At 63.5% G+C, this 14,370-nt stretch carries 12 protein-coding genes; 10 read left to right on the top strand and 2 right to left on the bottom strand.

Features of this window, described 5'->3' with window-relative positions:
- Positions 1 to 5 precede the first annotated feature (5 nt).
- Both B0G80_RS02285 and B0G80_RS02280 read right to left on the bottom strand, forming a co-directional pair.
- Complete coding sequence (locus tag B0G80_RS02285; protein WP_106283563.1) at positions 6 to 1,337, bottom strand: homoserine dehydrogenase; 1,332 nt, start codon at positions 1,335 to 1,337, stop codon at positions 6 to 8.
- A gap of 98 nt (positions 1,338 to 1,435) precedes the next feature.
- Positions 1,436 to 2,686, bottom strand: a complete 1,251-nt coding sequence (locus tag B0G80_RS02280) for a pyridoxal phosphate-dependent aminotransferase (protein WP_116119478.1) — start codon at positions 2,684 to 2,686, stop codon at positions 1,436 to 1,438.
- Between the two features lie 404 nt (positions 2,687 to 3,090).
- On the opposite strand from B0G80_RS02280, the gene B0G80_RS02275 reads away from it, so the two are divergent.
- The 10 genes from B0G80_RS02275 (at position 3,091) to B0G80_RS02225 (ending at position 14,167) form a co-directional block, all read left to right on the top strand.
- Positions 3,091 to 3,465 (top strand): Mth938-like domain-containing protein, encoded by a 375-nt coding sequence (locus tag B0G80_RS02275; protein ID WP_116116829.1) that lies wholly within the window; start codon positions 3,091 to 3,093, stop codon positions 3,463 to 3,465.
- A 408-nt stretch (positions 3,466 to 3,873) separates the two neighbouring features.
- Positions 3,874 to 5,625: a glycosyltransferase family 39 protein gene (locus B0G80_RS02270; RefSeq protein WP_116116828.1), complete on the top strand. Its 1,752-nt coding sequence runs from the start codon at positions 3,874 to 3,876 to the stop codon at positions 5,623 to 5,625.
- A gap of 25 nt (positions 5,626 to 5,650) precedes the next feature.
- The gene (locus B0G80_RS02265; RefSeq protein WP_106283566.1) at positions 5,651 to 6,022 is read left to right on the top strand and encodes a multidrug efflux SMR transporter; all 372 of its coding nucleotides are present in this window, start codon (positions 5,651 to 5,653) and stop codon (positions 6,020 to 6,022) included.
- A gap of 247 nt (positions 6,023 to 6,269) precedes the next feature.
- Positions 6,270 to 7,421, top strand: coding sequence for a DegT/DnrJ/EryC1/StrS aminotransferase family protein (locus B0G80_RS02260; protein ID WP_116116827.1), 1,152 nt, complete (start codon positions 6,270 to 6,272; stop codon positions 7,419 to 7,421).
- A 6-nt stretch (positions 7,422 to 7,427) separates the two neighbouring features.
- Positions 7,428 to 8,480, top strand: a complete 1,053-nt coding sequence (locus B0G80_RS02255; protein WP_116116826.1) for a glycosyltransferase — start codon at positions 7,428 to 7,430, stop codon at positions 8,478 to 8,480.
- On the top strand, positions 8,477 to 9,412 hold the full coding sequence (locus B0G80_RS02250) for a formyltransferase (protein ID WP_116116825.1): 936 nt from the start codon (positions 8,477 to 8,479) through the stop codon (positions 9,410 to 9,412). The genes B0G80_RS02255 and B0G80_RS02250 overlap by 4 nt, the downstream gene beginning before the upstream one ends.
- The gene (locus tag B0G80_RS02245; RefSeq protein ID WP_012432812.1) at positions 9,409 to 10,455 is read left to right on the top strand and encodes a bifunctional UDP-4-keto-pentose/UDP-xylose synthase; all 1,047 of its coding nucleotides are present in this window, start codon (positions 9,409 to 9,411) and stop codon (positions 10,453 to 10,455) included. The genes B0G80_RS02250 and B0G80_RS02245 overlap by 4 nt, the downstream gene beginning before the upstream one ends.
- Positions 10,456 to 10,465: 10 nt before the next feature.
- Positions 10,466 to 11,359 carry a polysaccharide deacetylase family protein gene (locus B0G80_RS02240; RefSeq protein ID WP_116116824.1) on the top strand — a complete coding sequence of 298 codons (894 nt, stop codon included), beginning with the start codon at positions 10,466 to 10,468 and terminating at the stop codon, positions 11,357 to 11,359.
- Positions 11,360 to 11,501: 142 nt separating this feature from the next.
- Positions 11,502 to 11,963 carry a peroxiredoxin gene (locus B0G80_RS02235; RefSeq protein WP_116116823.1) on the top strand — a complete coding sequence of 154 codons (462 nt, stop codon included), beginning with the start codon at positions 11,502 to 11,504 and terminating at the stop codon, positions 11,961 to 11,963.
- Between the two features lie 353 nt (positions 11,964 to 12,316).
- The gene (locus B0G80_RS02225; RefSeq protein WP_116116822.1) at positions 12,317 to 14,167 is read left to right on the top strand and encodes a PhoH family protein; all 1,851 of its coding nucleotides are present in this window, start codon (positions 12,317 to 12,319) and stop codon (positions 14,165 to 14,167) included.
- Positions 14,168 to 14,370 lie beyond the last annotated feature (203 nt).

Raw genomic sequence — 14,370 nt, 5'->3', positions numbered from 1 at the left:
TCGGCCTAGTTCAGCGCTTCCATGCGCAGCTTCGTGACTTGCGAGACAACGGTCTTCAACGCCTCGATCGTTTTGATCGCGGCGTTGACGTTCTTCTCAACCGTTTCGTGCGTAATCAGGATGATGTCGGTTTCGCCCTTGCCGTTCGCGTCGACCTGCTCCGATTCCTTCTGCAGCAGCGCGTCGATCGAAATGCCGGTGTCGGCCAGAATGCGCGTGATGTCGGCCAGCACGCCCGTCACGTCCGCCACTCGCAAACGCAGGTAGTAGCCGCTCGTGACTTCGTCGATCGGCAGGATCGGGGTGCTCGACAGGCTGTCCGGCTGGAACGCCAGATGCGGCACGCGATGCTCCGGATCCGCCGTGTGCAGACGCGTCACGTCGACCAGATCGGCCACTACGGCGGAAGCCGTCGGCTCAGCGCCCGCGCCCTTGCCGTAGTAAAGCGTGGTGCCGACCGCGTCGCCGTGCACGACGACCGCGTTCATCGCGCCTTCCACGTTCGCCAGCAGGCGCTTTTCCGGAATCAGCGTGGGATGCACGCGCAATTCGATGCCTTTATCCGTGCGGCGAGTGATGCCGAGCAGCTTGATACGGTAACCGAGTTCCTCGGCGTATTTGATGTCGATCGCCGCCAGCTTGCTGATGCCTTCGACGTAAGCCTTGTCGAACTGCACCGGCACGCCGAACGCGATCGCGCTCATGATGGTCGCCTTGTGCGCGGCGTCCACGCCTTCGATGTCGAAGGTGGGGTCGGCTTCGGCGTAACCCAGTTCTTGTGCGGCTTTCAGCGCGGTCGCGAAATCGAGCCCACGGTCGCGCATTTCCGAAAGGATGTAGTTGGTGGTGCCGTTGATGATGCCCGCGATGTACTGGATGCGATTGGCCGTCAGCCCTTCGCGCAGCGCCTTGATGATCGGAATGCCACCCGCCACCGCCGCCTCGAACGACACCATCACGCCGTTGGCGCGCGCCGCTTCGAAAATCTCCGTGCCGTGCACCGCGAGCAGCGCCTTGTTGGCCGTGACCACGTGCTTGCGGTTCTTGATCGCGCGCAGAACGAGCTCGCGCGCCACACCCGTGCCGCCGATCATTTCGGCCACGATATCGATCGACGGGTCGTCGACCACCGCGTTGAAGTCATCGGTCAGCGCCACGGTGCTGGCTTCGCTGCCGAGCGCCGCGGTCGCCTTGGCGGGATTGCGCACGGCAATGCGCGCAATCTCAATGCCGCGGCCCGCGCGGCGTTTGATTTCTTCCTGATTGCGGCGCAGTACCGTGAAGGTGCCGCTGCCTACCGTGCCGAAGCCCAGCAGTCCAACTTTGATCGGTTCCATGCAGCGTGTGTTTTCGAGTAGATGATTAAAAGGGAAACGGGTGGCGCCCGGCGGACGGCGCGACGCGGTGGGAGCCGCGTCGTACGCTCTATTGTGCGCTAGGCAGAGTGACGCTTGCGGTAACCGTCGAGGAAGCGCGCAATGCGGTTGATCGAATCCGCGAGATCGTCCACGTTCGGCAGGAACACGACGCGGAAGTGATCCGGCGTCGGCCAGTTGAAGCCGGTGCCCTGCACGAGCAGCACACGCTCTTCCAGCAGAAGGTCGAGGATGAACTGCTGGTCGTTCTGGATCGGATAAATCTTCGGGTCCAGACGCGGGAACATGTACAGCGCCGCCTCGGGCTTCACGCAGCTCACGCCGGGGATCGCCGTCAACATGTCATACGCGAGTTCGCGCTGTTTGTACAGGCGCCCGCTCGGCACGATCAGGTCGTTGATGCTCTGATAGCCGCCGAGCGCGGTCTGGATCGCGTACTGGCCGGGCACGTTCGGGCACAGGCGCATGGACGCCAGAATGCCGAGCCCTTCGAAGTAGTCTTTGGCGTGACGGCGATTCTCGCCGGCGGTCAGGCCGGAGATGAACATCCAGCCGGCGCGGTAGCCGCACGAACGGTAGCTTTTCGACAAGCTGTTGAAGGTGACCGTGAGCACGTCTTCGGAGAGCGCCGCCATCGACGTGTGCTTCTTGCCGTCGTAGACGATCTTGTCGTAGACCTCGTCGGCGAAGATCACGAGGCCGTGCTGGCGCGCAATTTCGATCAGGCCGAGCAGCAGTTCGTCCGAATACAGCGCGCCGGTCGGGTTGTTCGGGTTGATGACCACGAGCGCGCGCGTGTTCGGCGTGATTTTCGCGCGAATGTCGTCGAGGTCGGGCATCCAGCTATTCGACTCGTCGCAGATATAGTGCACCGGCGTGCCGCCCGACAGACTCACGCCGGCGGTCCACAGCGGGTAATCGGGCGCGGGCAACAGCACTTCGTCGCCGTCGTTGAGCAGACCTTGCAGCGCCATCACGATCAGCTCGGAGGCGCCGTTGCCGATATAGATGTCGTCCAGTTCGACGCCGTGCACGCCCTTTTGCTGCGTGTAATGCATGATCGCCTTGCGCGCGGCGAACACACCTTTGGAATCGGAGTAACCCGACGAACCCGGCAGGTTCAGGATCATGTCCTGAATGATTTCGTCCGGCGCGTCGAAGCCGAACGGCGCGAGATTGCCGATGTTCAGCTTGATGATGCGATGGCCCTCTTCTTCGAGCCGCTTCGCGTGTTCGAGGACGGGCCCGCGAATGTCGTAGCAGACATTCAACAACTTGTTGGATTTGAGAATCGGTTTCACGGCGGGCACTTCATCCTGGTTGATGGCGGGGGCGAACAGGCGTGCGTTCCTCAGGCGCACCGGCGCTCAATGGCACCGGAGCGGCGGCGAGAAGAACCACACAGACAATTGCAGACGAAAGCGGCCGAAAGCGGGCAAAACCAGGCGGGTAGCCGGTGGGCCGCACCCGTGGACTCCGCGCGGCTTGTGGCGGCACATGAACGAGGGGCGCCGCAAGGCGGCTAAAAAGTTATAATTTAGCGGATTTTGGCCGACTTCCGCAATGCACCAACCGCAACGGCAAGCCTTTTCGGCCGCTTCTGTCCCGCTAGTACGCCATGCGCGTGTCCCACTCGCGTCGAATCGCCTGCCCCCGCTGCATCGGTCAGGCCGGCCACACGCATGATGTCTCACGACGACTTCGGAAAACCAATTTGAAACTACATCAGGATTCGAGCGGCGCCCTCAATACCGTGACCGGCTACGGCGCCGACTATGTCGAAATCAATCTGGTGCGCCACTCGGGCAGCATTCTCGTGCTGCCGGACGCGCCGGTCATTGCTTGGCCCGTCTCCTCTTTCGAGCAGCTGAGCGCAGAGCACTTCGCCATGCTGGTCGACTCCGCGCCCGAAGTGGTCGTGTTCGGAAGCGGCGAACGGCTGCGCTTTCCGCACCCGCGCCTGACCGCCGCGCTCACCGCGAAGCGCATCGGCGTGGAGACGATGGACTTCAAAGCCGCCTGCCGCACCTACAACATTCTGATGGCCGAGGGCCGCAAGGTCGCGGCCGCGCTGCTGATCGAGGCCTAGAGCCAAGGCGGCGCCGGCCTCGCGCGCGTGGTTTGCGATGCGAGTGCGAGGCCGCTGCGCGTTCGTATCGGAAGCATCCGCGCCGCCGGGCCGAACCGCGCGCCCTGGCCGAGTCACGGCCGATCACGTACACTGCGCGCCATTGATTGCTGGAACGGCAGCCTTGGCACGCCCGCCCGAGCCGAGAAGGATCTGTCGACGGAAGGTGCCGCAGCGCCACCGTCGAAGCTGACGGCGCGTGGCAAGGCAACCAGAACGCGGCGCGGACAGTCTCATACTCGCGCGCCCCGGGAAGTGGCCGTCTGGCAAAGCGCCGGCCGCCCCGTTAGCAGCCGCGCCCGACCGGCCGCCATTTCCGAACAACACCGCTTCGCCGCCTGCGCGGCGTCGCCACAAAGGTTGAAATCCATGAACGATACGCCGACGAGGCTACCGCTCAACCGCACTACGATTCTGCTGCTGGTGCTGGCCCTTGCCGTGATCTGGTTCGTGCCGCTCGGCTGGCGCCATCTGCTGCCTAGCGACGAAGGCCGCTACGCCGAAATGGCGCGCGAAATGTTCGTCACCGGCGACTGGATCACGCCGCGCTACAACGGCTACAAGTATTTCGAGAAACCGCCGCTGCAAACCTGGGCGAACGCGCTCACGTTCGCGTGGTTCGGCGTCGGCGAATGGCAGGCGCGGCTCTATACGGCGCTGACGGGCTTTGCGGGCGTGCTGCTGGTCGGCTTTACCGGCGCGCGCGTGTTCAACGCGGCGACTGGCGTGTTCGCGGCGATCGTGCTGGCCACGTCGCCGTACTGGAACCTGATGGGCCACTTCAACACGCTCGACATGGGCCTGTCGTTCTGGATGGAGCTGACGCTATGCGCGCTGCTGCTCGCGCAGCGCCCCAACCTGCCGACCGGCAGCGTGCGCGGCTGGATGTGGGTGTGCTGGGGTTCGATGGCGCTGGCCGTGCTGTCCAAAGGCCTTGTCGGCGTGATCCTGCCGGGCGCGGTGCTCGTGCTGTACACGGTGATCGCGCGCGACTGGGCCGTATGGAAGCGCCTGCATCTGATCGGCGGCCTGATCGTGTTCTTCGCGATCGTCACGCCGTGGTTCGTGCTGGTGCAGCAGCGCAATCCGGAATTCCTGAACTTCTTCTTCATCGTTCAGCAGTTCAAGCGCTATCTGACGCCTGAGCAGAACCGTCCGGGGCCGTTCTACTACTTCGTGCCGGTGCTGATCGTGGGCTTTTTGCCGTGGCTTTCGGTGACGCTGCAAAGCGTGCGCCACGCGTGGCGTCTGCCGCGCCAGCCGAATGGCTTCGCACCGGTCACGCTGATGCTGACGTGGACCGTCTTCATCTTCCTGTTCTTCAGCGCGTCGCACTCCAAGCTGCTCTCCTACACACTGCCGATCGCGCCGCCGATCGCGCTCCTGATCGGCATGTATCTGCCGCTCGTTACGCGTGAGCAGTTGCGCCGCCACCTCGCCGGCTATGCACTTTTTCTCGTAGTCGCCGCATTCGCCGCGTTGTTCATGGCGCGCTTTGGCAGCGCCCGCAATCCGGCCGAGCTGTACGCCGAGTACCGCACGTGGGTGCTGGCGGCGCTGGCCGTCGCCTTCGTGATGACGCTGGCCGCGTTGTGGCTGAACCGCCGCGGCCGGGCCGGCAGCCTCGGCGCCGTCGCCACCTTCGGCGCGGCGTGGCTGCTGCTCGGCACCATCGCCGGCACGGGTCACGACGTGTTCGGGCGCCTGAGCTCCGGCGCGCCGCTCGCGCCGGCCATCAAGACCGAGATCGCGAAGCTGCCGGCGGATACGCCCTTCTACTCGGTCGGCGTACTCGACCACACCATGCCGTTCTATGTCGACCACACCATGATCATGGTCGAGCACCCTGACGAACTCGCGTTCGGCGTGTCCGTCGAGCCGCAGAAATGGATTCCTTCCATCGATGCCTGGGTCGAGCGCTGGAAGGCCGACCGCTATGCGCTTGCCCTGATCCCGCCGGGCACCTACGACCGTCTCCTCAAGGAAGGCCTGCCGATGCGGGTGATCGCCCGCGACTCGCGCCGCGTGGTGGTGGAAAAGCCGCCGGCCACGCCCACGGCGGCCGGCGCGACCGACGCCGAAGCGCCTGCGTCGACGCCAGTAGAAAAAGCACAACAATGACCCCATATCAGGATCTAACCGTTCGATGAACCCGATTTCCCTCTTTTGCATTCTTGCAGGCGTCACGTTGAACGCCGGTGCGCAGTTGCTGCTCAAAGCCGGTACGAATGCCGTTGGACACTTCGAATTCACCCGTGCGAACATCCTGCCCATCGCCTTTCGCCTGGCAACCCAGCCGCCGATCATCGGCGGCCTGGCCTGTTATGTGATCAGCGTGGCAGTGTGGGTCATCGGGTTGTCGCGGGTGGACGTGTCGATCGCCTATCCGATGCTCTCGCTCGGCTACATCGTCAATGCGTTCGCGGCGTGGTACCTGTTCGGCGAAGTGCTGTCGGTACAGAAGCTGATCGGCATCGGCATCATCCTGGTCGGCGTCGTGGTGCTGGCGCGCAGCTAGGCGCTGCGGTCCGGGCAAGGTATGCAGGACACAATTTATTACTGTTCATCGCCGGCGCCGGCTGGGAAGATCCAGACGGCAAAAGATTCCGTAAGCGGACAGCCCGGCCGTCTAAGGAATCCGTAAGGTTGACCACGGTATGCTGCGCGGTTGCGCCCTTTTTTGCCGCGGCCCCGGGTTTTGCGCGTAGTGTGTGGTGTCCTGCGCGCCCTGCGGGTTGCGCCTCTTTCAATCGAGCGAAGCATTCATGACCCAGTCAACAGTCCCGTTTTTGCCCTTTGTCAAACCCGAGATCGATGAGGAAACGATTCAGGGCGTCGCCGACGTGCTGCGCTCCGGCTGGATCACCACCGGTCCCCAGAACCAGAAGTTCGAAGCGGCGCTTTCCGAGTTCTGCGGCGGACGTCCGGTGCGCACGTTCAATTCCGGCACGGCAACGCTGGAAATCGGCCTGCGTATCGCCGGCGTGGGCGAAGGCGACGAGGTCATCACCACACCGGCCTCGTGGGTGTCGACCAGCAACGTGATCTATGAAGTCGGCGCGACGCCGGTGTTCGCCGACATCGACCCGGTCACGCGCAACATCGACCTCGACCTGCTGGAAAAAGCCATCACACCGCGCACCAAGGCGCTGATTCCGGTGTACCTGTCGGGCCTGCCGGTCGACATGGACCGTCTTTACGCAATCGCCCGCGCGCACAAACTGCGCGTGATCGAAGACGCCGCGCAAGCGTTCGGCTCGACATGGAACGGCGAGCGCATCGGCAAGCTGGGCGACATGGTTTCGTTCAGCTTTCATGCGAACAAGAACCTCACCTCGATCGAGGGTGGCGCGCTGGTGCTGAACAACGAGGAAGAAGCGATCCTCGCCCAGAAGTACCGGCTGCAAGGCATCACGCGCACCGGCTTCGACGGCATGGACTGCGACGTGCTGGGCGGCAAGTACAACCTGACGGACGTCGCCGCGCGCGTCGGCCTCGGCCAGCTGCCGCATCTGGAGCGCTTCCTCGCGCAGCGCAGGAAGCTCGTGCGCGCGTATTTCGCGGGTCTGGAAGGCGGCGCGGCGCTCAAACTGGGAGTCGGCCTGCCGTTTGCTGACTATAAAAACAGCAACTGGCACATGTTCCAGATCACGCTGCCGCTCGACAGACTGTCGATCGACCGCGCCGGTTTCATGGGTCAATTGAAGGAACGTGGCATCGGTTCGGGCGTGCACTACCCGGCGATCCACCTGTTCTCGCTGTATCGCGCGCGCGGCTTCAAGGAAGGCATGTTCCCGCATGCGGAGAAGTTCGGCGCGACCAACGTCACGCTACCGCTCTTTACGTTGATGAACGAAGGCGACGTGGAGCGCGTGTGCCGCGCGGTCAATGAAATTTGCGAACAATACGGAAAATAAGCGGAAATGATTTATTCGGAACATCGCGCTGCAGCGTCGGATACGCCGGAAGTGTCGGTCATCATCCCGGTGTACAACGAGGAAGCCGGCCTGGCCGCGCTGTTCGCGCGCCTGTATCCGGCGCTCGACGCGCTCGGCGCCGGTTATGAAGTGATCTTCATCAACGACGGCAGCCGCGACAAATCCGCCGCCCTGCTCGCCGAACAGTTCCGCGCGCGTCCCGACACGACTCGCGTGATCCTGCTGAACGGCAACTACGGCCAGCACATGGCGATTCTGGCGGGCTTCGAGCAATCGCGCGGCGAGATCGTCATCACGCTCGACGCCGACCTGCAGAATCCGCCGGAAGAAATCGGCAAGCTGGTCAACAAGATGCGCGAAGGCTACGACTACGTCGGCACGATTCGCCTGCAGCGCCAGGACAGCCTGTGGCGCCGCAAGGCCTCGCGCGTGATGAACCGGCTGCGCGAGCGCATCACCCGCATCAAGATGACCGACCAGGGCTGCATGCTGCGCGCGTACAGCCGGCACATTGTCGACACGATCAATCGCTGCGGCGAAATCAACACGTTCATTCCGGCGCTCGCGTACACCTTCGCGCAGAATCCCGTCGAAATCGAGGTCGCGCACGAAGAGCGTTTTGCCGGCGAATCCAAGTACTCGCTGTATTCGCTGATCCGCCTGAACTTCGACCTCGTGACCGGCTTTTCGGTCGTGCCGCTGCAATGGCTGTCGTTCATCGGCGTGATCCTGTCGCTCGGCTCCGCGGCGCTGTTCGTGCTGCTGCTGATTCGGCGCTTCATTATCGGCGCGGAAGTGCAAGGTGTGTTCACGCTGTTCGCCATCACCTTCTTCCTGCTCGGCGTGATCATCTTCGCGCTCGGCCTGCTCGGCGAATATATCGGCCGGATCTATCAGCAGGTGCGCGCGCGTCCGCGCTATCTCGTGCAGACCATTCTCGAACAGCGCGACGGCACGACCGTGACCGAAGCGCCGCGCCAGACCGTCGTGCAGGCGGTGCAGGCCGCGCCGCTCCTCGATCAGGGCCCGACTCCATGAAGCCACGCGCCGTCGTATTCGCCTATCACAACGTCGGCGTGCGCTGTCTGCAAGTGCTGCTCGCGCGCGGCGTGGACGTGGCGCTCGTCGTCACGCACGAAGACAGCCCGAGCGAAAACATCTGGTTCGACAGCGTCGCCTCGGTCGCGGCCGAGCACGGCATTCCGGTCGTCACGCCGAACGATCCGAAGAGTGCCGAGCTGCGCGCCGCGGTAAGCGCCGCGCGCCCGGACTTCATCTTCTCGTTCTACTACCGCCACATGCTGCCGGTGGACGTGCTGGCGCTCGCCGCACGGGGCGCTTACAACATGCACGGCTCGCTGCTGCCGAAATACCGCGGCCGCGTGCCGACCAACTGGGCGGTGATTCACGGCGAAACGGAAACCGGCGCGACGCTGCACGAAATGGCCGCCAAGCCGGACGCGGGCGCGATCCTCGCGCAAACGCCGGTGCCGATCCTGCCCGACGACACCGCCGCGCAAGTGTTCGACAAGGTCACAGTGGCCGCCGAACAAACGCTGTGGCGCGTGCTGCCGTCCCTGCTGGCGGGCGAGGCGCCGCGTCTGCCGAACGACCTCGCGCACGGCAGCTACTACGGCGGCCGCAAGCCGGAAGACGGCCGCATCGACTGGACGCAAACGGCGCAGCAGGTCTACAACCTGATCCGCGCGGTCGCGCCGCCCTACCCGGGCGCTTTCACGGACCTCGGCGGGCGGCGTTTCGTCGTCGCGCGCGCGCGCCTCGCCGCGCCCGGCGCGCTTCGTTCGGATTTGCCCCCGGGCCTGCACGTAAGCGATAATGCCGTTTTCGCGATATGCGGCGACGGCCGCGCGATCGCCATCCACGAATTGCGGCACCAGCACGACGGCAGCGAGGCTGTCGTCACTCCGGCCGAATTTGCCCAGCTCATCCAAACTCCCCGTCATCAATGAAAAAAGTCCTGATTCTGGGTGTGAACGGCTTCATTGGCCATCACCTGTCCAAGCGCATTCTCGAAACGACCGATTGGGAAGTGTTCGGGATGGACATGCAGACCGAACGTCTGGGCGACCTCATCAATCATGAACGGATGCACTTCTTCGAAGGCGACATCACGATCAACAAGGAGTGGGTCGAATATCACGTCAAGAAGTGCGACGTGATCCTGCCGCTGGTCGCGATCGCCACGCCCGCCACGTACGTGAAGCAGCCGTTGCGCGTGTTCGAACTGGATTTCGAGGCGAACCTGCCGATCGTGCGTTCGGCCGTCAAATACGGCAAGCATCTCGTGTTTCCGTCCACGTCCGAGGTCTACGGCATGTGCACGGACGAGCAGTTCGATCCGGAAGAATCGCAACTGTCGTACGGCCCGATCAACAAGCCACGCTGGATCTACGCCTGCTCCAAGCAGTTGATGGACCGCGTGATCTGGGGTTACGGCATGGAAGGCCTGAACTTCACGCTGTTCCGTCCGTTCAACTGGATCGGCCCGGGCCTCGATTCGATCTACACGCCGAAGGAAGGCAGCTCGCGCGTGGTCACGCAGTTCCTCGGCCATATCGTGCGCGGCGAGAACATCAGCCTGGTGGACGGCGGCGCGCAAAAGCGTGCGTTCACGGATATCGACGACGGCATCGGCGCACTGATGAAGATCATCGAGAATAAAGACGGTGTCGCCACGGGCAAGATCTACAACATCGGCAACCCGACCAACAATTTCTCGGTGCGTGAACTCGCGCACAAGATGCTGACGCTCGCCGCCGAATTCCCGGAATACGCGGACACGGCCAAGCAGGTGCAACTGGTCGAGACCTCGTCGGGCGCGTACTACGGCGCGGGCTACCAGGACGTGCAGAACCGCGTGCCGAAGATCGACAACACCATGCAGGAACTCGACTGGGCGCCGAAGTCGACCTTCGACGAAGCGCTGCGCAAGATTTTCGAAGCGTATCGCGGCCACGTCGGCGAAGCGCGCGCGCTCGTCGAACAGCAATAAGGGCTGATCCTTGGCTCGCATCGTCCTGAAGATCGACGTCGACACGCTGCGCGGCACCCGCGAAGGCGTGCCGAACCTCGCGCGCATTTTCGACCGCTTCAAGGCGCGCGCCACTTTCCTCTTCAGCCTCGGGCCCGACCACACCGGTTGGGCAATGCGCCGCGTATTGCGACCAGGCTTTCTGAAGAAGGTGTCGCGCACTTCGGTGGTCGAGCACTACGGCGTCAAGCAGTTGATGTACGGCGTGCTGCTGCCCGGCCCGGACATCGGCGCCAAGGCGTCGGCGGAGATGCGCGCGATCCACGAAGCCGGCTTCGAATGCGGCATTCATACGTGGGACCACGTGTATTGGCAGGACAACGTGCGCTCGAAAGACCGCGCATGGACTACGGCGCAAATGCAGCAAAGCCACGACCGTTTCGTCGAGGTGTTCTGCGCGCCGCCGGTCACGCACGGTGCGGCAGGCTGGCAAATGAACGGCCATGCGTTCGAACAGATCGACGCCTGGGGCATGCGCTACGCGTCCGACGGACGCGGCCACTCGCCGTATCTGCCGGTGGTCGGCGGCCGCACGCTCTCGCACGTGCAGATGCCCACCACGCTGCCCACGCTCGACGAAGTGCTCGGTGTGGACGGTGTCGAAACACACAACGTCGCGGCGTGGATGTTGAAGCACACGGAAAACAATCCGCACGACCAGGTGTTCACGCTGCACGCGGAACTCGAAGGGCAAAAGCTCGCGCCGATCTTCGAGCAGCTTCTGGAGGGCTGGCGCGCGCAGGGCCATACCTTTGCGACGATGGGTGATTACTACGCGACGCTAGACCGCAGTACGCTGCCATCGTACCCTGTTACATGGGGCGAAATTCCAGGGCGCTCCGGCGAGTTGATTGTCCAGCCCTGACTGGCCGATCCGCAGCCGGCCCTGACAGACCTGCCGCCGCGCGAGAGCATGCCGCGCGCCGGCCGCCCCTCCCCCAAAGTCTCGATGCCAGGCCGACGCCGCCGCAGTCATCCGGCGCAGGCCATCACAACCGGAGAACCTCGTGCCCATTGCAGTCGACCAACCCATCCCCGACTTCACCGCCCCCGCTACCGGCGGCGAGATCACGCTGTCCAAGCTGCGGGGCAAGAAGGTGGTGCTGTATTTTTATCCGAAGGACAACACGCCGGGCTGCACGACCGAAGGTCTGCAGTTCCGCGATCTGTATCCGAAGTTCAAGAAGGCCGGCGCGGAAATCCTCGGCGTGTCGCGCGACAGCCTGCGCTCGCATGACAACTTCAAGGCAAAGCTCGAATTGCCCTTCCCGCTGATCTCGGACCCTGAAGAATCGCTGTGCGCGCTCTTCAACGTCATCAAAATGAAGAAAATGTATGGCAAAGAGGTACGGGGAATTGAACGCTCCACGTTCCTCATCGACGCTGAAGGCGTGCTGCGCCAGGAGTGGCGCGGCGTGAAAGTGCCGGGCCACGTCGACGATATTCTGGAGGCTGTACAAGCGCTTTGAGGCGCGCTATATTGGGTTGCAATGAGTGCCTGTACACACCCAATTTTTGCCGCTGCGCCAGACTTGACGGCCGCTTCCCGTTTCCTGGGTTCCGTCGGAGTCGCGAGGTGCAACGCGAGCACTGTAGGCGAGCCGCTTGCCCCGTACGCCGGGGCGGCGGCTTTTTTAATTGCGCGCAGCCGTTCTTTCACTCGGCCACGCGCATCCGTTAAGGAGCCGATCGAAGACCAGGCGAACCGGCATCTCTAGACCGAATGCGCGCCTCCGGGCGCAATCTGCGTGCGCACTCACTGGCACCGGCAGAATGCGACAGGCGGCGCACGATATGTGACCCGATTAATTCGAGGGAAACCATGCCTTTGCCTACCCCCCCCAGCAAGCTCGGCAATCTCCTGCCGCCTGACGAATACAAGGCCAAAGCCGCCAGCCCGGCGCGCTCGGTCGCGAAGAAACAGGCGGTCGTTGGGGAATCCGCAGAGTCGGCCGACTACGGCCGCGCGAACGTCGCCACGCCGATGGCACACGCCGCCAATGCCGCGACCACTTTGCGGCCGGTGCCGGCATCGTCGGCGGCCGCTGTTGCGTCCGCATCCGCTGAACAGGCTGCTCCGGCGCGTGGTCGCAAAACGAAGCAGACCGCCGCACTGCTGCAACCGGTTCCCGCGAGTCGTCCGCAAGCCGAGCCGGCCGCGCAGCCGGTCGTGGCCCGCGCGCCGAGCGCGAAGCAGGCTGAAGCGAGCACGCCCACGGCTGCCGCGCCGGCTACGCGCGGCACCACCAAGAAACGCGGTGCGGGCACCGAGCCGGTTGAAATGCAGAAGCTCTTCGTGCTCGACACGAACGTGCTGATGCATGATCCGAGCTGCCTGTTCCGTTTCGAGGAACACGACGTCTATCTGCCGATGATGACGTTGGAGGAACTCGACAACCACAAGAAAGGCATGTCGGAAGTCGCGCGCAACGCTCGCCAGGTGAGCCGCACGCTCGACGCGCTGGTGGCGAACGCCGGCAACATATCCGACGGGATTTCGCTCGCGCGGCTGGGCAGCCGCGAGGCGTCCGGGCGTCTGTACTTCCAGACCAAGCTCAACGCCATCGAGCCGGTGGAAGGTTTGCCGGAAGGCAAGGCCGACAACCAGATCCTCGGCGTGGTGCGCGCGCTGCAGCGCGACCGGATGGATCGCCAGGTCGTGCTGGTGTCGAAAGACATCAACATGCGCATCAAGGCGCATGCGCTCGGCCTGCCCGCTGAAGACTACTTCAACGACCAGGTGCTCGAAGACAGCGATCTGCTGTATTCCGGCATCCGCGCGCTGCCGCAGGATTTCTGGACCAAGCACGCGAAGGGCATGGAGAGCTGGCAGGACACCAAGACCGGTACGACGTACTACCGTGTCACGGGTCCGCTGTGCGCGTCGATGCTGGTCAACGAGTTTGTCTATCTGGAGCCGCAGAACGGCGAGCCGGCGTTTCACGCGCTGGTGCGCGAACTGAACGGCAAGACGGCGCTGCTGCAAACCTTGCGCGACTACGGCCACCACAAGAACAACGTGTGGGGCATCACGGCGCGCAATCGCGAGCAGAACTTCGCGCTGAACCTGTTGATGAATCCGGAGATCGACTTCGTCACGCTGTTGGGTCAGGCCGGCACCGGCAAGACGCTGGTCGCGCTCGCCGCCGGTCTCGCGCAGGTGCTGGACGACAAGCGCTACAACGAGATCATCGTGACGCGCGCGACAGTGCCGGTCGGCGAAGACATCGGCTTCCTGCCGGGTACGGAAGAGGAAAAAATGCAGCCGTGGATGGGTGCATTCGACGACAACCTCGAAGTCCTGCAGAAAACCGACGACGCAGCCGGTGAGTGGGGCCGTGCCGCGACTCAGGAGCTGATCCGTTCGCGCCTGAAGGTCAAGAGCATGAACTTCATGCGTGGCCGCACGTTCGTGGACAAGTATCTGATCATCGATGAGGCGCAAAACCTGACGCCGAAGCAGATGAAGACGCTGGTCACGCGCGCGGGTCCGGGCACGAAGATCATTTGTCTCGGCAACATCGCGCAGATCGATACGCCTTATCTGACGGAAGGCAGTTCGGGTTTGACGTACGTGGTCGATCGCTTCAAGGGCTGGGCGCACAGCGGGCATGTGACACTGGCGCGCGGCGAGCGTTCGCGCCTTGCGGATTACGCGTCGGAAATTCTTTAAGTTTCAATTAGTTAGATTCAACCAGAAGCCGCGTCCGGAGTAATCCGGACGCGGCTTTTTTCTTGACTGTACGTTCTCGCCGGGCAACACTTAGCGCACGAACTTCAAGTAATTTGTCAAGATTCTTGCCGGAGCGAGGTTCCAAGGGCTACCATCCCGACATCGTTCGCCGTTAAACGGGCGTTTACCGCTCTCCTCGTCTT

The organism is Paraburkholderia sp. BL6669N2, assembly GCF_003387275.1.
Taxonomy (GTDB): Bacteria; Pseudomonadota; Gammaproteobacteria; order Burkholderiales; family Burkholderiaceae; genus Paraburkholderia.
Note: the sequence above shows the minus strand (reverse complement) of the source record. Positions and strands in the feature narration are given on the sequence as shown.